This window comes from Ligilactobacillus acidipiscis (assembly GCF_900116935.1).
Lineage (GTDB): Bacteria > Bacillota > Bacilli > Lactobacillales > Lactobacillaceae > Ligilactobacillus > Ligilactobacillus acidipiscis.
Genome location: NZ_LT630287.1, coordinates 2,323,303 through 2,339,531, shown reverse-complemented (window position 1 = coordinate 2,339,531; position 16,229 = coordinate 2,323,303). Strand labels below are relative to the sequence as shown.

Here is a 16,229-nt window from a genome sequence, read left to right as displayed (position 1 = left end):
CAAACCGGCTTGCTCCACTCTGTTTTTATAGGAGGTATTTTAAGTGACACGTTTATATGATAATTTTCAACCAGAAATGTACAAGGTTTACTTAGATATTGATCGTGGTTCAAAAACTATCACTGGTCGAACAAAGATTAGTGGTCACGCTCAAAGTGCTCAAATTGCTGTTAATCAAAAATTTTTGAAAATTTCTGACGTTAAAGTCGAAGAGAAGAGTGTTGACTTCTCAGTTGATGATGACGAGGAAATTATCAACATTGAATTGCCGCAAGCAGGTGATACGAACCTGACGATCGATTATACAGCACCTTTGACTGATTCAATGATGGGGATCTATCCTTCCTATTATCAAGTTGATGGTGAGAAAAAGCAGTTGATCGGGACGCAGTTTGAAACAACAGCTGCACGGCAAGCTTTCCCATGTGTCGATGAGCCGGAAGCAAAAGCAAATTTTGATTTAGCAATTAAATTTGACGAAAAGCCGGGCGAAACGATCATCGCTAATATGCCTGAAGTAGATGTCGATAATGGGGTACATTATTTTGATCGCACGGTTAAGATGTCAACTTACTTAGTGGCCTTTGCCTTTGGAGAAATGCAAAGTAAATATACTACAACTAAGAGCGGTGTGAAAATTGGTGTTTTCTCTACCAAGGCACATAAACCTAACGAATTAGATTTTCCGTTGGATATTGCCAAACGTTCGATTGAATTTTATGAAGACTTCTACCATACACCATATCCATTGCCGCATTCATGGCAATTAGCCTTACCAGACTTCTCGGCTGGTGCGATGGAGAACTGGGGCTTAGTTACTTATCGTGAAGCTTACTTGGTGCTTGATCCCGATAATACATCGCTTGAAACTAAAGAATTGGTTGCGACTGTGATTGCTCATGAGTTAGCTCATCAATGGTTCGGTGATCTGGTCACTATGAAGTGGTGGGATGATCTCTGGTTAAATGAAAGTTTTGCCAATATGATGGAATATGTAGCTGTTGATGCCTTAGAACCTGACTGGCATATTTGGGAATTATTCCAAACATCTGAAGCTCCAGCTGCTTTGCAACGCGATGCTACTGACGGAGTTCAGCCTGTCCATGTTCAGGTCGAAAAACCAGCTGAGATCGATTCGATTTTTGATGGTGCGATCGTTTATGCTAAGGGATCGCGGATGTTAGTCATGGTCCGTTCCTTGATCGGCGATGATGCTTTGCGCAAAGGATTGAAAGCATACTTTACAGCCCATCATTATGCTAATGCGTCTGGTGCTGACTTGTGGGATGCGCTTGGACAGGCGGCTGGGATCGATTTGGCCAAGATCATGAATACATGGTTGGAACAACCGGGGTATCCTGTGGTCAGTGCGAGTGTTGTTGCTGGTAAGCTGATTCTTTCACAAGAACAGTTCTTCATCGGTGACGGTAAAGATGTGGGCCGTTCATGGCAGATCCCATTGAACGGAAATTATGAGGCCGTCCCTCAAATTATGGCGGAAAAAACACTCGAGCTGGGTGATTATCAAGAATTACGTCAACAAGTGGGCGCACCATTGCGCTTGAATGTCGGCAATGAAGCTCATTTTATCGTTAAATATGATGATGCTTTATTAAACGATATTTTAGATAATAGTGATTCCCTAGATTCAATCTCACAGTTGCAATTACTCCAAGATCTACGTTTGTTAGCTGAAGGAAACCAGATCTCTTACGCAAGTGTAGTTCCGTTGCTCAAACGTTTTGCAGACAGCCACTCCAATGTTGTTAATGCAGCCCTCTATCAGGTTGCTGGCAACTTGAAGAAATTTGTTGCACCTAATTCAAAAGAAGAAAGTACTTTACGCCAGCTTTTTGACCAATTGAGTGCAGCACAAGTCAAACGCTTGGGCTGGACGCCGAAATATGGTGAGTCGATCGATGATCAATTGACCCGCCCATATGTTTTGAATGCTGCTTTATATGCAAAAAATCAAGATTCGATCACAGAAGCACACGGATTGTTCGAAGCTAATGCAGAGGCTTTAGTTGACCTACCAGCCGACATTCGGGTCTATGTTTTGGCAAATGAAGTGCAAAATTACAGCAGTTCAGATTTACTTGACCGGTTACTGACAGACTATATTCGTACATCTGATGGCAGTTACAAAGCAGACATTGCTGCTGCTTTACCAATGATCCCTGATAAGGATCTGTTGGCTCAAATCGTGGCTGAATATGAAAACAGTGAAACGATCAAGCCGCAAGATCTGCGTGCTTGGTACCGGGGAGTTTTGGCTAACGACCATGGTCAACAGTTGGCTTGGGATTGGATCCGTAACGACTGGCAGTGGTTGGAAGATACTGTTGGCGGTGATATGGAATTTCCAACCTTTATTACAGTAACTGCTGGGATCTTCAAGACGCCCCAACGTTTGGCTGAGTTTAAAGAATTCTTTGAACCTAAGATCAACATCCCTGGTTTGACTCGTGAGATTCAAATGGACACGAAGGTCATTGAAAGTCGAGTCGCTTTGATCGAGAATGAAAAAGACGCTGTTAATAAAGCAATCAACTTGTTTGTTTTTAACAACTAAAAGATAAAAAACGCCCTGCTCTTGAAGTGCTGCAAAGTACTTGAGAGCGGGGCGTTTTATGTCTTCATAAAAAATTCAAAGCTTTTGGCCTTGGCCTTAAAAAGATTTAATTACTTTTAAAAGTTTACTTCGTCGGGATTACCGCCGTAACCAGCAACACCAACCAGGTCATCGATCTTCTTCATTTGCTCGTCATTCAGTTCGAAATCGAAAGCATGTGTGTTTTCTTCGATCCGTTCTGCATGAACAGATTTTGGAAGAGGAAGATATTTATGTTGTAATGACCAGCGTAGACAAACTTGTGCAATGGTATGGCCAGTTTCATCGGCTAATTTTTGTAATGTCGGGTCAGTGAAGATCTTTCCTGTGCCGAAAGGACTGTATGCTTCCAGCAAGATCCCACGTTCACGACAATAATCAACCAATTCATCGTTATGGTCGCCAGGACATAAATGAATCTGGTTGACCATCGGTGTAATTGTTTGTGTCTTTTCCAAAACTTGCAGATGATGCTGGTAGAAGTTAGAGACACCGATTGCCCGAACTTTTCCAGCCTTGTAGGCATCTTCCATGGCGCGCCAAGTTTCTTGCAAATGTTTCTCCCAGTCGTCATTTCTATAAGGAGCAGGATTTGGCCAATGAATCAAAAAGAGGTCCAAATGATCTAATCCTAGGTCAGATAAGCTTTTGTCTAATGCAACAGCAGCTTCTTCATAAGTGTGGCTATTATTATTGAGTTTGCTAGTAACGAAAAGTGAATCGCGGTCTACACCACTAGCTTTGATCCCATGACCAACGCTTTTTTCATTGCCGTACATTTCAGCGGTATCGATGTGATGGTAGCCGGCATCAAGGGCAGCTTTAACTGAAGATTCAGCTATGTCACCATCAGGAGTTTGCCATGTACCAAAACCAACAACTGGAATTTTAACACCATTGCTCAATGTGTAAGTGCTTGTTAGATCCATTATCTAAAAACCTCACTTTTTTCAAATTTGTGATTCGCCAATATTATATAAATAATTCAGGTTAATGTAAAATAAACTAACCTAGGGAAGACTTTGGAGTTGGCGTGTTCACGAACAAAGAAGTTATGGTCGTTAGGCAAGATATTTGTATCGTCTTCTTTAAGGTGATTATTTGAACGTTAGAGCCCTGATAAAGCATAAAAAATATTGAGTTACGATTATCGTTGACAAATGTAAATATAAGAGTAATATATAGAGTGAGAGTTACAATTGTAAACGAAAAGAGATGAGACTATGACATTAGTTGTAGATGCGACGGAAATGACAACTTCTGAGTGGGAGTTGATGCGGATCATTTGGACAATAGGTCAAGCCAGCAGCAGTGAAGTGATCACTTTGATCCGGTCAAAGAAAAATTGGACCGAATCAACGGTCAAGACTTTGTTGCGTCGTTTGGTAAGAAAAAATGCCTTAAAGACGGCTAAAGATGGGCGTCGCTTTATCTATTCGCCAAATATCACTGAAAATGATGCGATGGATCAGATGAGTGCAGAAATGTTTTCCAGAATGTGTAACATGAAAAAGGGCAAAGAGCTCACTAAGTTAATTTCTGAAACAACTTTAAGTAAAGCTGATATTCAAACGATGCGGGCAGTTTTAAATGATAAAATGCAAACAGCGCCTGATCAGGTTGAGTGCAACTGCCTACCAGGAAAAGGAAGTTGTTGTTAGTGGTGGCAAGAGAGGAAGATTTACAATGATCAAGATCATAGTTTCAATTATAGGTTTGACGATGATCGGTTTTATCATCTGGTGGTTTTTTGGAAAGCACGAAGTCGAAGAAGGCGCCGCTGACGTTACTGGACATCAGCAAAGTATCGATGTTGAAGTTAAAGGCGGTTATTCTCCCGAAGTCGTTTTTTTAAAACTAGGAGTACCGGCAACTTTAAATTTTACGCGTACAGACCCATCGAGTTGTTTGGACAGAGTAGTCTTTCCAGATTTTGGGATCAATCAAGAGTTGCCTCAAAATGAGATGAAGAAAGTTCAGATCGATACCAGCAAGGCTGGAGAATATGAGTGGGCCTGCGGAATGGATATGTTTCACGGAAAAGTTGTCATCAAATAAATTTGGGTAGGAAGATTCACTTTTTAAAGTCAATCAGAGCAGAAAAGAATTATCTGGCCCCATATCAGGAAAAGTAAGGGCCAGATGAGATGGGTGTGGCCCCGCCTCTAGCAAAGAAGGGGCCAGACGAACGACTTTTAACCTAAAAGTTAGCAAATAAAATTTAGTTTCCAAAGTATGCACAATTTGCACGAATAAACTAATTAGAAATAGATGATCAACAAAATAACTGGGTGAAAAGATGTTTTGGACTCAAGTGTAACGAATTCCACTAATATGGCGCTTTGTTTTGAAACTATGGTAGTGGTGTTGACCAAGCAAAAAGTTCAGAATTTTGTGACCCGAGAAATACAAGACAGGAGGAATTATCATGAGTGAACAAGTACAAAAAGCTAATGTTACAGTTGCAGGCGGCTATGAGCCAGAGGTAGTTACTTTAAAGCAGGGTGTTCCAGCTGAACTAACTTTTAAGCGAACAAACGAAAAAGGTTGTTTGGATGTCGTCCATTCAAAAGAGCTCGGCTTCGAAACCGAGTTGCCTTTGAATCAACCTCAGACCGTCACAGTCCAAACTGACAAAGCAGGCGAATATCAGTTTTCCTGCGGGATGGACATGTTTTTCGGGAAAGTTGTTGTTGAATAATGAAAATTACTACACGTTTTTGGATCTCCTTGATTTTGTCCTTACCGATGTTAGCGGAAATGATTTTGATGCCATTGACTGGCTGGATGCTGCCCGGTGGAAAATGGACAATGCTTATTTTGACGACGATCGTAATGGCACTTTCAGCACGTCCGTTTTTGCAAAGTGCTTGGGCTTCTTTTAAAAAACATCATTCTAACATGGATACGTTGGTTGCGGTCGGGACTGCAACGGCTTATCTCTATAGTATTTATGCGATGTTTACCGGTAAGAAAGTTTTCTTTGAAAGTGCTGCTTTTGTGATCACCTTTATCTTGTTAGGACAAGTATTGGAAGAGCGGATGCGTAACAATGCGTCCAACGCCATTGAAAAACTGCTCGATTTACAAGCTAAGGAAGCTGAAGTCAAACGTAATGGACATTTTGTCAAACTGCCAGTTGATCAAATCGTGACCGGTGACGAGATCCGCGTTAAACCGGGTCAAAAAGTTGCCGTCGATGGTGAAATTTTGACAGGGAGTTCTAATATTGACGAGTCGATGGTCACAGGAGAAAGTATGCCAGTTAAAAAAGTGGTCGGTGACAAAGTCATTGGTTCGACTATTAATAGTAATGGAACTTTTACCTTCAAGGCTGAAAAAGTCGGTGATGACACGATGTTGGCACAAATCGTTGAACTCGTTAAAAAGGCACAGAATAGTCATGCACCGATCCAGAAGTTAACAGATAAAGTTTCTGATATTTTCGTTCCTGTTGTTTTGATCATTGCGATCGCAACTTTCTTGATCTGGTACGTGCTGCTGGGTGCCAGTGTCGCTAACTCCTTGATCTTTGCTGTTTCTGTTGTAGTTATTGCTTGCCCGTGTGCGTTAGGTTTAGCAACACCGACAGCTTTGATGGTCGGGACTGGTCGAGGTGCGAAGATGGGGATCTTGATCAAGAATGGTGAGGTCTTAGAAACGGTCAACGACGTGCAGACTGTCGTGTTTGATAAAACAGGGACGATCACTTTAGGTCAGCCGCAAGTAACCGATGTGATCGGTGATGGCAAACGTGTGCTGCAAGTGGCCGCTTCTTTAGAAGAATCTTCAGAACACCCTTTGGCTGCAGCTATTATGGACACTGTCTATGCACAAAAACTTTCATTTAAAACAGCTGAAAATTTTCAGGCTATCGAAGGCCAGGGAGTTTCTGCTACACTAGCAGGACAACAAGCTTTCGTCGGTAATGAAAAATTACAACATGATTTTAAAATAGCTGATGACTTAAAAAGTCAGATGGCTAGTTTGCAAGATCAAGCTACAACTGTGGTCTTGGTTGGATTGAATGATGAAGTTATCGGCTTGATCGCCATTCAAGACGCACCGAAAGAAACTTCTAAAGAGGCGATCTCAGCTTTGAAGTCACGTGGCTTGAAGACAGTTATGTTGACTGGCGATAATCAGCGAGTAGCACAGGCAATTGCTGACCAAGTGGGAATTGACCAGGTCATTGCGGAGGTCATGCCTAGTGATAAAGCTGACCGGGTTCAAGCTTTACAGGCGAACGGTAAAGTGGCCTTTGTTGGTGACGGGATCAATGATGCACCAGCCTTGAGTATTGCAGATGTCGGTATCGCTATGGGTTCCGGGACCGATATTGCGATCGATTCAGGCGGGATCGTACTTGTTAAAAACGACTTGCGTGATGTTGACCGGGCGTTAGCTTTAAGTAAGAAGACCTTTGGTCGGATCAAGTTGAATCTTTTCTGGGCGTTTATCTACAACGTTTTGGGGATTCCTGTTGCTGCAGGTGTCTTCTACGGGTTAGGTTTAACATTGAGCCCGGAAATTGCCGGTTTAGCGATGGCTTTTAGTTCCTTGTCTGTTGTGACAAGTTCAGTTTTACTGAACAAGGCAAAAATCACCAGCAAGGTTGAAATTGCATAGTTAATAAAAGAAATGCTATTTGGACAAGTTTTGTGCAAATAGCTTTTTTTAGTAGCAAAAAAAGTTGACTTTTTAACCGGCCAGCTTGCTAGAATAATATAAGATAAAGCTAGTGGGGAACAACATCTGGAAAAACTTTTTAGTAGTGATTGTTAAATTGAAGAAAAGAGTTTTGCCAAGTGATGTTGCAGTATTAACTACACATCTGCTATAGAAAGTGAAACTTGTATCGTAGAAAATTTAAGAAAGCCTGGATTATTCATAATTTTACCTTGAGGTCTGCTTTTGGTTGTTGCCGTGCTGTTGCTGACCTTTTTTCTTTTTCACCTGCTGGGTGTACAAAAAGAGCACATCCTGTGCTATTGTAAAGTCGACTAAACACTACAAAGAACAGGAGTGCTCCTAATGTCGACTTTACATCATAAACAGCTTTTATTCAATAAACAAATCAAAATTTCTAATGACGGCGGTGAGCTAGCGAACGATGCGGGGACTTTATTGCTTGCTGAGTTTCTCCATCAACTCCACTTTGACCAGTTTTTAGAGACTAACTTGCGTTTCAAAGATGGTCGCAAGTATTGTACCTTCACTATGAACGATTTATTCAAGCAGTTGTTATTTCAATTACTAGCGGGGTATTCCCAGGATCAGTCTGCTAACACCTTGGCCCAAGCGGCTGATTTCAACTTAGCTCTAAAACAAGCAGTCGCTTCCCAACCGACGCTCTCACGTTTTATCAATCACGTCTCGGCGACAGGCCTTTTCTCCGTCAAGTCTGTAATGATCTCTTTGGCGCACTTAGTCCTGGGCCAGCTGAATCAACATCAGCTGATCCTTGACCTCGACTCCACGCATGCTGATACATTTGGTAACCAAGAAAAAAGTGCTTATAACGGTCATTATCAGACTAACGGTTATCATCCATTACTAGCTTTCGATGCTTTATCGGGCTGCTTATTGAATGCCCAATTACGTCCAGGCAATCGCTATACTTCACAGGGAGCGACTAAATTCTTATTACGGGGCCTACGGGCCTATGACCAGTCTTCTTTGGATGTCCTCGTGCGGGGAGATTCTGGTTTCGCAGCGCCAGGGATCTACCGTGCCTGTGATAAAAAACAGGCTAAATTCGTGATCCGCATGAAAGCGAACCGCCAACTCCAAAGTCGGGCTGAGCGCTTGATCCAAGTGGGCGACCACGACTTCAGCGAAACTGAAGTCCAATGGCATGTCCTGCAGGATTACTGTCCCCAAAGTTGGCCACGCCCTTATCGGGTGATCATTAGATCAACTCGGCCAGCGGGAAATTTACTGTTTGACCATGAGTTTATCGTGACCAACTTGGAAGAATTGAGTGGTCCGCAAGTCTTTGCCCTCTATCAACAACGTGGTTCAATGGAAGACTTGATCAAAGAAGTTAAACGCGGTTTTCATTTTGATAAAACGGACAGTTCCAGCTTTAACGCCAATGAGTTTCGCATGTTGGTGGCTGGCACGGCTTACAATATACTCCAAGCCATGAAGAACTTGGTTTTACCACCGGAACTTAAACACGCTCAGGTCGAGACCATCCGCTTTAAATTACTTCATTTGGCAGCTAAGGTCACGCACCACGCCCATCAGATCTGGGTCCATTTATCCCAGACCAATGTGTTTGATAAATTATTCTGGCAGACACTGTTTAAGATCCAAAACATTAAAATATACCCGCTGTGAACTCACAAAATAAAATATATTTTCTAGGGAAAGGGTGAAGTCTGCCCTTTTTTAAGCAATACGACCGCAAAACTAACAAAAAAAGCTTTTTTCTGAGACCACGGTTATTTTGCGCCAAATTTTATTTAAGACAAAAAGTATGAATAATTCAGGGAAAGCGATCCACTTTAATTTTTGTATTTAAGCGTTATGAGCAAGAGAGCGGTTATTGTACTATTGATAATAGGCAAGATTATTATTTTTTGGCTGAGTAATTATTAACGAATGTCGAGATCAAGGTTATGGTACATTAATGGTGCAAAGCATGATGAATGTGTTAGAGATCTAACAACGCAAAAGTTCTGTCTCAAGTGGAGGCCAAGATATTTTGGCAGCGATCCAAGTATATAAAAAGTTGGTTTTGATGTTAAAACAGAAATCGTCTGTCTTGTGTAAAAATCTTTCCCAGAAGTGCGAGGAGTTGTGAATATTGTGACAAAACTAATTATTTTACGTGGAAATTCAGGCAGTGGTAAAACCACGATCGCAAACAAATTACGCTGCTCTTTAGCAGAGAAAAACATGATGCTGGTTTCTCAAGATACCGTTAGATTAGAGATTTTAAATGTGAAAGATCATCCTGGAAATCCAAGTATTGAGTTGATAGAAAAAATCTGTGAATTTGGCAAGGACCGATATGATTATGTGATCTTGGAGGGGATTTTAGGCGCAGAAAAGTATCAAAAAATGCTTTTCAAATTATGCTCTTTTTTTGAGAACAATGTACTGGCTTATTACCTAGATATCCCTTTTTCTGAGACGCTAAGACGTAACAATGAGCGTAACAAGGAAAGGCGATTTGATATTGAGCTATTGAAAAAATGGTGGTTAAAAAAAGATTATTTGCACGTTAACAACGAACGTGTGCTGACTGAAAATTTAAATCAAGCGGAAATAATCAGCCTGATTTTAAATGATTTGAAAGAAAAATAAAAGATTATTTACGCGTTTTTTCAGAACACTAAGTATTTGCAATTAAACAGTAACTGTGGAGAATTGTTTGTAAATACTTGCTAAAATTCTTTGTCCAAAAGAAGGGGGAAATTTACATGCCAAAAATCGTGATCCGTTCTGTAAGACAAGAAGATCTACCCAGCTTGTGGGACATAGACACAAAAGTAATGACCATAAATGAGGAGGGAGTGTCAAGAAGTTTGTGTAAATGAAAATCCCTTCTCCTGGCAAAATAAAGTATTAATCGAAAAGTGATTCTAACGTGTCTTTGACTTGACCAAATCCGCGATGGCTACGATTGAAGTACTTTTCGTTATAGCTTATGACTTGAACTCCAATGAAATTGTCTAAAGATTTTTCGTTTGGAAATTGTTCCTTTGGTTTGGTCTTGCGTTTGATTCTTTTGTTCAGTGATTCTAAGATATTGGTTGAATAAATTGTTGGTCGAATGGCCGGGGGAAAACTCAGGAAAGCTAATAGTTCATTTTCAATGGATTTAAGTTGCTGGATCAGATTGGAATACGATTTCCCCCATGCACCATAAAAATCATTTAAGATCTTGTGTGCTGCAGTTACATCGGTCGCTGAATGCAACTCTTTAAAGTCATTTAAGATCGCCTCACGATCTTTTAAACGCACATGCGAACCAATATTGCGCATAACATGTACTAGGCATCTTTGAAATTTAGCTTTCGGGAAAGCGTGCAATAATGCTGGCTGCAGACCAACCATTCCATCTGCAATGATCAACTGGACTTGTTCTAATCCACGTTTTTTAAGATCTTCTGCCATTTCTGACCAAACTCCTGTATTTTCACTTGGAGCGATTCGATAATCAAGAACTTCTTTGATGCCGACAGATGTAATACCTAAAGCAATATAGACCGCTTCTCTTTGAACTGAATCGCGGCGCAAAGGTAAGTAAGTTGCATCTAAGAAAAGACAAACATAGTTTGCCTTAATAGTTCGTTGATGAAAAGCTTCAATCTGTTTTGTTACCTGAGCAGTGATATTAGAAACAGTACTAGGTGAATAATAAGAGCCATACATTTTTTCAATCAAATCTGCAATTTCACGGGTCGTAACGCCCTTGGAATAAAGCTGAATGATTGTTGTTTCTAAAGCGTCCTGACGACGAGAATAAGCTGGAAGCAGGTGGTTATGAAAATGGCCTTTACGGTCACGCGGCACAGCAATTTTCAACTTACCATATTCAGAGTCAATTAAACGATAATACTGGCCATTACGAGAATTGCCAGTATTAAAGCCACTGCGGTCATAAGGATCATAACCAAGTAAGGCAGTCAGTTCAGCTTGCAAGATGTGATTAATAGCCGTTTCGAGTTGTTGACGAAAAAGTTCTTTAACATCGCCATTTGACAATAGAGTTTTGGTTAGATTTTTGGTAAACTGATCCATGGGGAATCCCTCCGTTTTGGTTTGATTTGGATGATTTAATCATACGGGGAAGGGATTCCCTTTTCAACAGGACTTTTATTCATTTACACAAACTATTTTATACTCTCAATGAGGATCCCAATCGTGTTTTCCCTGCCGACTATGATGAATTCGTGCATCGTTTATTGAAAGTTTCGACCCTTGTTGCAGTTGCCCCCAAGGTAAAATTCTGGGCTTTTTGGACTATTCATATGTTTTACCCATAGAAATGCATGGTAAGCAGTGGAATTTTGAAGTTTCTGTGGATCAAGCAGCACAAGGCTTGGGTGTTGGTAAAAAACTTTTACAGCATCTGTTGGTAAATGCTCAAGCCGAAAAAATCGTAAAAATCAGTTTGCGAGTACTGGGAACGAATCCTAATGCCATTGGATTTTATGAACATTTTGGTTTTCAACAAGAAGGTCATTATAAAAAAGAGTTCTTTTTAAACGGCAGATGGGTCGACGAATATCAGTATGCCCTTTACTATCCCTACTTGAATGAATAAACTTTGGTAGCAGAGTAAATCCTTGTGAAAAAAGTGGTCATAAATTCTGTGATACTTGCGTTTTTGGTATGCGGTGTTTTTACATAAAATATTGGAGTAATTTAATTCTAAAATAAACCTATTCATGCAGCGATACTTGAACAAATAATTGATATTAAGAAAGACGAGGAGAATATAAATGGCACAAACATGGTTGATTACGGGGACATCTACTGGATTTGGACAAGAGTTAGCGACTTTATTGGCGCAAAAAGCGGATGTGAATTTAGTCGCGACAGCCCGAAATACTGATAAGTTAGCTTATTTAGATCAGTATGATCACGGTCAGATCCTCAAGTTAGAGTTGGATGTGACTGATTCACAACAGATCAAGGAAGTAATTCAAACTACTCTTTCTAAATTTGGCAGGATCGATGTCTTGGATAATAACGCAGGTTTGGGCTACTTTTCGACATTTGAGGAAGCCGATGAAGCAACAGTCCAATACATGTTTGATGTTAATTTTTGGGGCTCAGTCCATCTGACACAAGCTGTCCTGCCTGTTATGCGCCAGCAAAAAAGCGGTGTGATCATTGGGATCTCTTCTGATGCTGGTTTGATCGGGGAAGCTGCATTAAGTTTTTATAGCGGGACTAAGTTTGCCCTGGAAGGTGTGTTCGAGTCTTTAGCACAGGAAGTTCAAGAAGATAATATTAAAGTCATGTTAGGTGGAACCTAGTTCATTTAGGACGGACTGGGCTGGTCGTTCATCACAGAAAAAAGAAACGGCTTTTCTTGATGATTATCAGTTGACTAATGCTGCCATTCAAAATTATTCTGACTCAGCTGGCAATGAAGCGGGAAACCCGCAAGCAGCCGCGCAAGTCATTTATGGACAGGTTATTTCCAATACCGAACATTTACCCTTACATTTACCTTTGGGAGAAATGTCTGTGACACGAGCACAGAGAAAATTTGCCGGACTGGCCCGAAAGTTTGCACAGTTAAGCGATTTAGCGATCTCAACTGATTATTCCAAGGAAGAGTAGGGGGGCCTACCGATCCAGAGAAAAAATGGGTGTGTTAATCTCAAAATGATTTATAAAATATTAGGATAAAAGCGGGTGGCTCGAGAAATGATAGAGTTAAAAAAAGTGACAAATGACCAAATCAAAGAATTACAAAAAATTAGCCGGCAAACGTTTGCAGATACTTTTGGCGCTGACAACACAGATTCCGACATGGAGTTATATTTGGATCAGACCTACGGCACGGAAACTCTCTTAGCGCAGCTAGCAAATCCGAATTCTATCTTTTTCTTTGCTTGGAAAGATGGAAATGTGGTTGGTTATCTAAAGGTCAATCTGGCGGACGCGCAAACCGAAAAAATGGGTAATGACAGCTTAGAAATTGAACGGATCTACGTACAGAAGAATTACAAAAGGCAAGGATTTGGTTCAAAGCTATTTCAACAAGCGCTAAGTTGCGCAAGAGAACAGAAAAAAGCAAAAGTGTGGCTGGGAGTGTGGGAACGTAACTATGCGGCCTTGAAATTTTATAATAAACAAGGATTTAAGCAAATTGGTGCGCATGTCTTTCAGCTAGGTGATGATGCACAAAGAGATCTGCTGTTGCAGTTGGAACTCTAGTTTTGGGTGACCTGGTTGTTGAATAGACAAAATAAAGTAAGTCTTTGAGGCGATGGTTAGAGGTGAAAAATTTACATTGTGCTTAGTAAAAAGCTCCTTCTCAGTTCGACAGTTGCCGAATTAAGAAGAAGCTTTTTATGAGGAAGGATCATTTGTTACCATTCATAGTTAGTTGGATCTTGCCGTCCTCTACCGGTGGCATTGTCCAAGATGATCCGTTGTTCAAAGTGAGCGATGTTGTGCTTCGTTTCTTTGACCATGTCTGGATTGACTGAAACATAATCAATACCTTGTTGTACCAGAAATTCAGTAAAGTCAGGGTATTCGGACGGAGTTTGACCACAAATCGACACTGTCTTACCGTCTTTGTGGGCCATTTTGATCAAATGAGTGATGGCACGTTTGACAGCGAGATTTCTTTCGTCAAACAATTCAGCCACAGTATCATTATTCCGATCACAGCCCAGCAGCAACATCGTCAGGTCGTTGGAGCCGATTGAATAGCCATCGATAAACTGATTGAATTGGTCAGCTAAAATAATGTTGGATGGGATCTCGGCCATCATATAAACTTTGAAATCTGGACTCCGGACTAAACCGGCAGCAGTCATGATATCTGTGACTTTTTTTGCTTCGGGAACAGTTCTAATGAACGGGATCATTACGTTAAGGTTCTTCAAGCCAAATTCATTTCTAACTTTCTTGACGGCTTTTAGTTCGAGCTTGAAAGCGTCAATATATTTAGGATCGTAGTAACGTGAAGCTCCTCGCCAGCCTAGAAGATCGGCTGATTCATGCGGCTCGTATTTGTCACCGCCTTTTAAGTTCCGATATTCGCTGGACTTGAAATCTGAAAACCGCAAAACGACCGGGCGGGGTGCCATTGCTCGGGCTACTTTACTGATCCCTTCAGCCAGCATATTTACGACTTTCTCGGGATGACCTTGGTCGATCAAGTAAAGGGGATGCTCATGAATATAACTTGTCCAAATAAACTCTTCACGCATCAGGCCGATCCCATCGGCAGGTAGCTTAGAGTATTTGTCTGCCAGGTCAGGGTCGCCCAGATTCATCATGACTTGAGTTGCCGTAGGTGCAAAGTACTCGGCATTACCAGCAATCTCTCCAGGTTGAATTGCTTTTTTGGCAGGAGCAACGATCGATTCCACGTTGCCATCGTAGACGATCCCGTTTTTGGCATCGACCGTGATGGTATCACCGGTGTGCAAAACATCCATTGCAGCTGCTCCACGGCTTGTCGTTCCTACAATACATGGAATCTGCATTTCACGTGAAACGATAGCCGCATGGCAAGTCATCCCACCATTATTAGTAATGATCGCCTTAGCTTTTTTCATAGCTGGGACCCAGTCAGGAGAAGTCATTGTTGTGACTAAAACTTCGCCCTCCTTGAATTCGTCGATATTTTTGGGATCAGCAATAACATGCACTTTGCCACTAGCTACGCCAGGGCTGGCTGCCAAGCCTCTAACTAAGACTTTAGCATCTGTTACGTTACCCACGTTCTCATCTCCCGTTGAGCTGCTGTTTTTCTTATTTTTGTTTTTTTGAGACCAAACTGTTTCTGGCCGTGCTTGAACTAACCAGAGTTTGTTAGTATTTTGGTCTAAGGCAAATTCCATGTCCATGTAACAACCGTAGTGTTTCTCGATCTCTTTAGCATATCCTGCCAACTCAATGACTTGCTCATCCGTTAGGGAAGGCTGTTTAACCTTAGCTGCGGGGACCTTTTGTTCCTCAACACCGCCACCTGGTAAACGTGTCAGTTCAATATCTTTTTGGTTGATATCTTTAGAAACGATCTCCAAACTTTCCTTATCTACCACGAAATCGTCTGGTGTAACCGTTCCTTGCACGATATATTCGCCAAGCCCCCAGATACTGTCAATAACAACTTTGGTATCATCACCAGTGCCAACATTGACAGAAAACATGATCCCAGAAGCCTTTGAGAAGACCATCATTTGAACGGTAGCTGACAGTGCAACTTTTTCAAACGGAAAGTTTTGTTTGTGCCGATAATAAGTAGCACGGTCAGTAAAAAGTGAGGCGTAGCATTCTTTAACTCTTTGCACGACGTCATCGGCGCCCTGGACATTCAAATATGAATCTTGTTGGCCCGCAAATGAAGCATCCGGCAGATCTTCGGCAGTTGCACTTGAACGGATAGCAACAAACGGTTCGGTTTCGCCAACTTTATCAGCTAATTCTGTGTAGGCTTCTTTGATAGTCTTCGCGAGGTCGGCTGGCATTTTGGAATCGGTCACGACTTTTCGGATCGCAGTACAAGTGTGGTGTAATTCGTCCGAATCTTCGTAGTCTTTAATGCTCTCCAACAGTTCTTTGATTTTGTCATTAGCACCAGTTGCATCCATAAAATGACGATAAGCATGAGCAGTAGTAGCGAAACCATAAGGAACAGGAATATCAGTCGATGAAGTCAATTCACCAAGTGATGAAGATTTTCCTCCGACCAGATCAACGTCGGAGCGATGAAGTTCATCAAACCACAGGACATTAGCAGTACTTCTATTTTTCATAAAAAAGATCTCCTTTTAGATGACTGAGAGTGGAGCAAGCCGATTATGACTCGAGCACTAATTGACTCTGTTGTGATGGAGCTGTGTCATTACTTTAGAGTGAATTAGGTAGAAAATTTCAGTAGTTAGATCTGGGTTAGAAA

General features: G+C 41.3%; 14 protein-coding genes. 11 read left to right on the top strand and 3 right to left on the bottom strand.

Annotated features, from left to right (window positions below; translation table 11 throughout):
• Positions 1 to 76: 76 nt before the first annotated feature.
• On the top strand, positions 77 to 2,575 hold the full coding sequence (locus tag BQ5903_RS10885; RefSeq protein ID WP_172823870.1) for a M1 family metallopeptidase: 2,499 nt from the start codon (positions 77 to 79) through the stop codon (positions 2,573 to 2,575).
• Between the two features lie 116 nt (positions 2,576 to 2,691).
• Here BQ5903_RS10885 and BQ5903_RS10880 read toward each other — a convergent pair whose 3' ends face one another.
• A complete protein-coding gene (locus BQ5903_RS10880) occupies positions 2,692 to 3,543 on the bottom strand; it encodes an aldo/keto reductase (protein WP_079579534.1) in 852 nt (283 codons plus the stop codon).
• Between the two features lie 294 nt (positions 3,544 to 3,837).
• On the opposite strand from BQ5903_RS10880, the gene BQ5903_RS10875 reads away from it, so the two are divergent.
• The 6 genes from BQ5903_RS10875 (at position 3,838) to BQ5903_RS10850 (ending at position 9,931) form a co-directional block, all read left to right on the top strand.
• Positions 3,838 to 4,275: a CopY/TcrY family copper transport repressor gene (locus tag BQ5903_RS10875; protein WP_079579533.1), complete on the top strand. Its 438-nt coding sequence runs from the start codon at positions 3,838 to 3,840 to the stop codon at positions 4,273 to 4,275.
• A gap of 25 nt (positions 4,276 to 4,300) precedes the next feature.
• The gene (locus tag BQ5903_RS10870; protein WP_079579532.1) at positions 4,301 to 4,672 is read left to right on the top strand and encodes a cupredoxin domain-containing protein; all 372 of its coding nucleotides are present in this window, start codon (positions 4,301 to 4,303) and stop codon (positions 4,670 to 4,672) included.
• Positions 4,673 to 5,042: 370 nt separating this feature from the next.
• On the top strand, positions 5,043 to 5,315 hold the full coding sequence (locus BQ5903_RS10865; RefSeq protein ID WP_010497768.1) for a cupredoxin domain-containing protein: 273 nt from the start codon (positions 5,043 to 5,045) through the stop codon (positions 5,313 to 5,315).
• Positions 5,315 to 7,243 (top strand): copper-translocating P-type ATPase, encoded by a 1,929-nt coding sequence (locus BQ5903_RS10860; protein ID WP_079579531.1) that lies wholly within the window; start codon positions 5,315 to 5,317, stop codon positions 7,241 to 7,243. Before BQ5903_RS10865 ends, BQ5903_RS10860 begins: the two co-directional genes overlap by 1 nt.
• A gap of 405 nt (positions 7,244 to 7,648) precedes the next feature.
• Positions 7,649 to 8,959 (top strand): IS1380 family transposase, encoded by a 1,311-nt coding sequence (locus BQ5903_RS10855; RefSeq protein WP_010499943.1) that lies wholly within the window; start codon positions 7,649 to 7,651, stop codon positions 8,957 to 8,959.
• Between the two features lie 471 nt (positions 8,960 to 9,430).
• On the top strand, positions 9,431 to 9,931 hold the full coding sequence (locus tag BQ5903_RS10850) for an AAA family ATPase (RefSeq protein WP_079579530.1): 501 nt from the start codon (positions 9,431 to 9,433) through the stop codon (positions 9,929 to 9,931).
• A gap of 261 nt (positions 9,932 to 10,192) precedes the next feature.
• Here BQ5903_RS10850 and BQ5903_RS10845 read toward each other — a convergent pair whose 3' ends face one another.
• Entirely contained in the window at positions 10,193 to 11,371 is a 1,179-nt protein-coding gene (locus BQ5903_RS10845) for an IS256 family transposase (protein WP_079578928.1), read from the bottom strand.
• 148 nt (positions 11,372 to 11,519) lie between these two features.
• Between BQ5903_RS10845 and BQ5903_RS10840 the strand changes: the two genes are divergently transcribed.
• The 4 genes from BQ5903_RS10840 to BQ5903_RS10830 all read left to right on the top strand — a co-directional run bounded on the left by BQ5903_RS10840 (position 11,520) and on the right by BQ5903_RS10830 (position 13,525).
• Positions 11,520 to 11,897, top strand: a complete 378-nt coding sequence (locus BQ5903_RS10840) for a GNAT family N-acetyltransferase (protein WP_079579529.1) — start codon at positions 11,520 to 11,522, stop codon at positions 11,895 to 11,897.
• A gap of 178 nt (positions 11,898 to 12,075) precedes the next feature.
• Complete coding sequence (locus BQ5903_RS12520) at positions 12,076 to 12,615, top strand: SDR family NAD(P)-dependent oxidoreductase (protein ID WP_331199995.1); 540 nt, start codon at positions 12,076 to 12,078, stop codon at positions 12,613 to 12,615.
• Positions 12,605 to 12,925 carry a Rossmann-fold NAD(P)-binding domain-containing protein gene (locus BQ5903_RS12515; protein WP_331199994.1) on the top strand — a complete coding sequence of 107 codons (321 nt, stop codon included), beginning with the start codon at positions 12,605 to 12,607 and terminating at the stop codon, positions 12,923 to 12,925. Before BQ5903_RS12520 ends, BQ5903_RS12515 begins: the two co-directional genes overlap by 11 nt.
• Before the next feature lie 87 nt (positions 12,926 to 13,012).
• Positions 13,013 to 13,525, top strand: coding sequence for a GNAT family N-acetyltransferase (locus BQ5903_RS10830; protein ID WP_079579528.1), 513 nt, complete (start codon positions 13,013 to 13,015; stop codon positions 13,523 to 13,525).
• 155 nt (positions 13,526 to 13,680) lie between these two features.
• Here the strand turns inward: BQ5903_RS10830 and ppsA are convergent, their stop codons facing one another.
• Positions 13,681 to 16,086: a phosphoenolpyruvate synthase gene (ppsA, locus tag BQ5903_RS10825; protein WP_079579527.1), complete on the bottom strand. Its 2,406-nt coding sequence runs from the start codon at positions 16,084 to 16,086 to the stop codon at positions 13,681 to 13,683.
• Positions 16,087 to 16,229: the final 143 nt, after the last annotated feature.

Coding starts and splice junctions, on each gene's coding strand:
- BQ5903_RS10885 (WP_172823870.1), top strand. CDS start 77: ATGTACAAGGTTTACTTAGATATTGATCGTGGTTCAAAAACTATCACT.
- BQ5903_RS10880 (WP_079579534.1), bottom strand. CDS start 3,543: ATGGATCTAACAAGCACTTACACATTGAGCAATGGTGTTAAAATTCCA.
- BQ5903_RS10875 (WP_079579533.1), top strand. CDS start 3,838: ATGACATTAGTTGTAGATGCGACGGAAATGACAACTTCTGAGTGGGAG.
- BQ5903_RS10870 (WP_079579532.1), top strand. CDS start 4,301: ATGATCAAGATCATAGTTTCAATTATAGGTTTGACGATGATCGGTTTT.
- BQ5903_RS10865 (WP_010497768.1), top strand. CDS start 5,043: ATGAGTGAACAAGTACAAAAAGCTAATGTTACAGTTGCAGGCGGCTAT.
- BQ5903_RS10860 (WP_079579531.1), top strand. CDS start 5,315: ATGAAAATTACTACACGTTTTTGGATCTCCTTGATTTTGTCCTTACCG.
- BQ5903_RS10855 (WP_010499943.1), top strand. CDS start 7,649: ATGTCGACTTTACATCATAAACAGCTTTTATTCAATAAACAAATCAAA.
- BQ5903_RS10845 (WP_079578928.1), bottom strand. CDS start 11,371: ATGGATCAGTTTACCAAAAATCTAACCAAAACTCTATTGTCAAATGGC.
- BQ5903_RS12520 (WP_331199995.1), top strand. CDS start 12,076: ATGGCACAAACATGGTTGATTACGGGGACATCTACTGGATTTGGACAA.
- BQ5903_RS10830 (WP_079579528.1), top strand. CDS start 13,013: ATGATAGAGTTAAAAAAAGTGACAAATGACCAAATCAAAGAATTACAA.
- ppsA (WP_079579527.1), bottom strand. CDS start 16,086: ATGAAAAATAGAAGTACTGCTAATGTCCTGTGGTTTGATGAACTTCAT.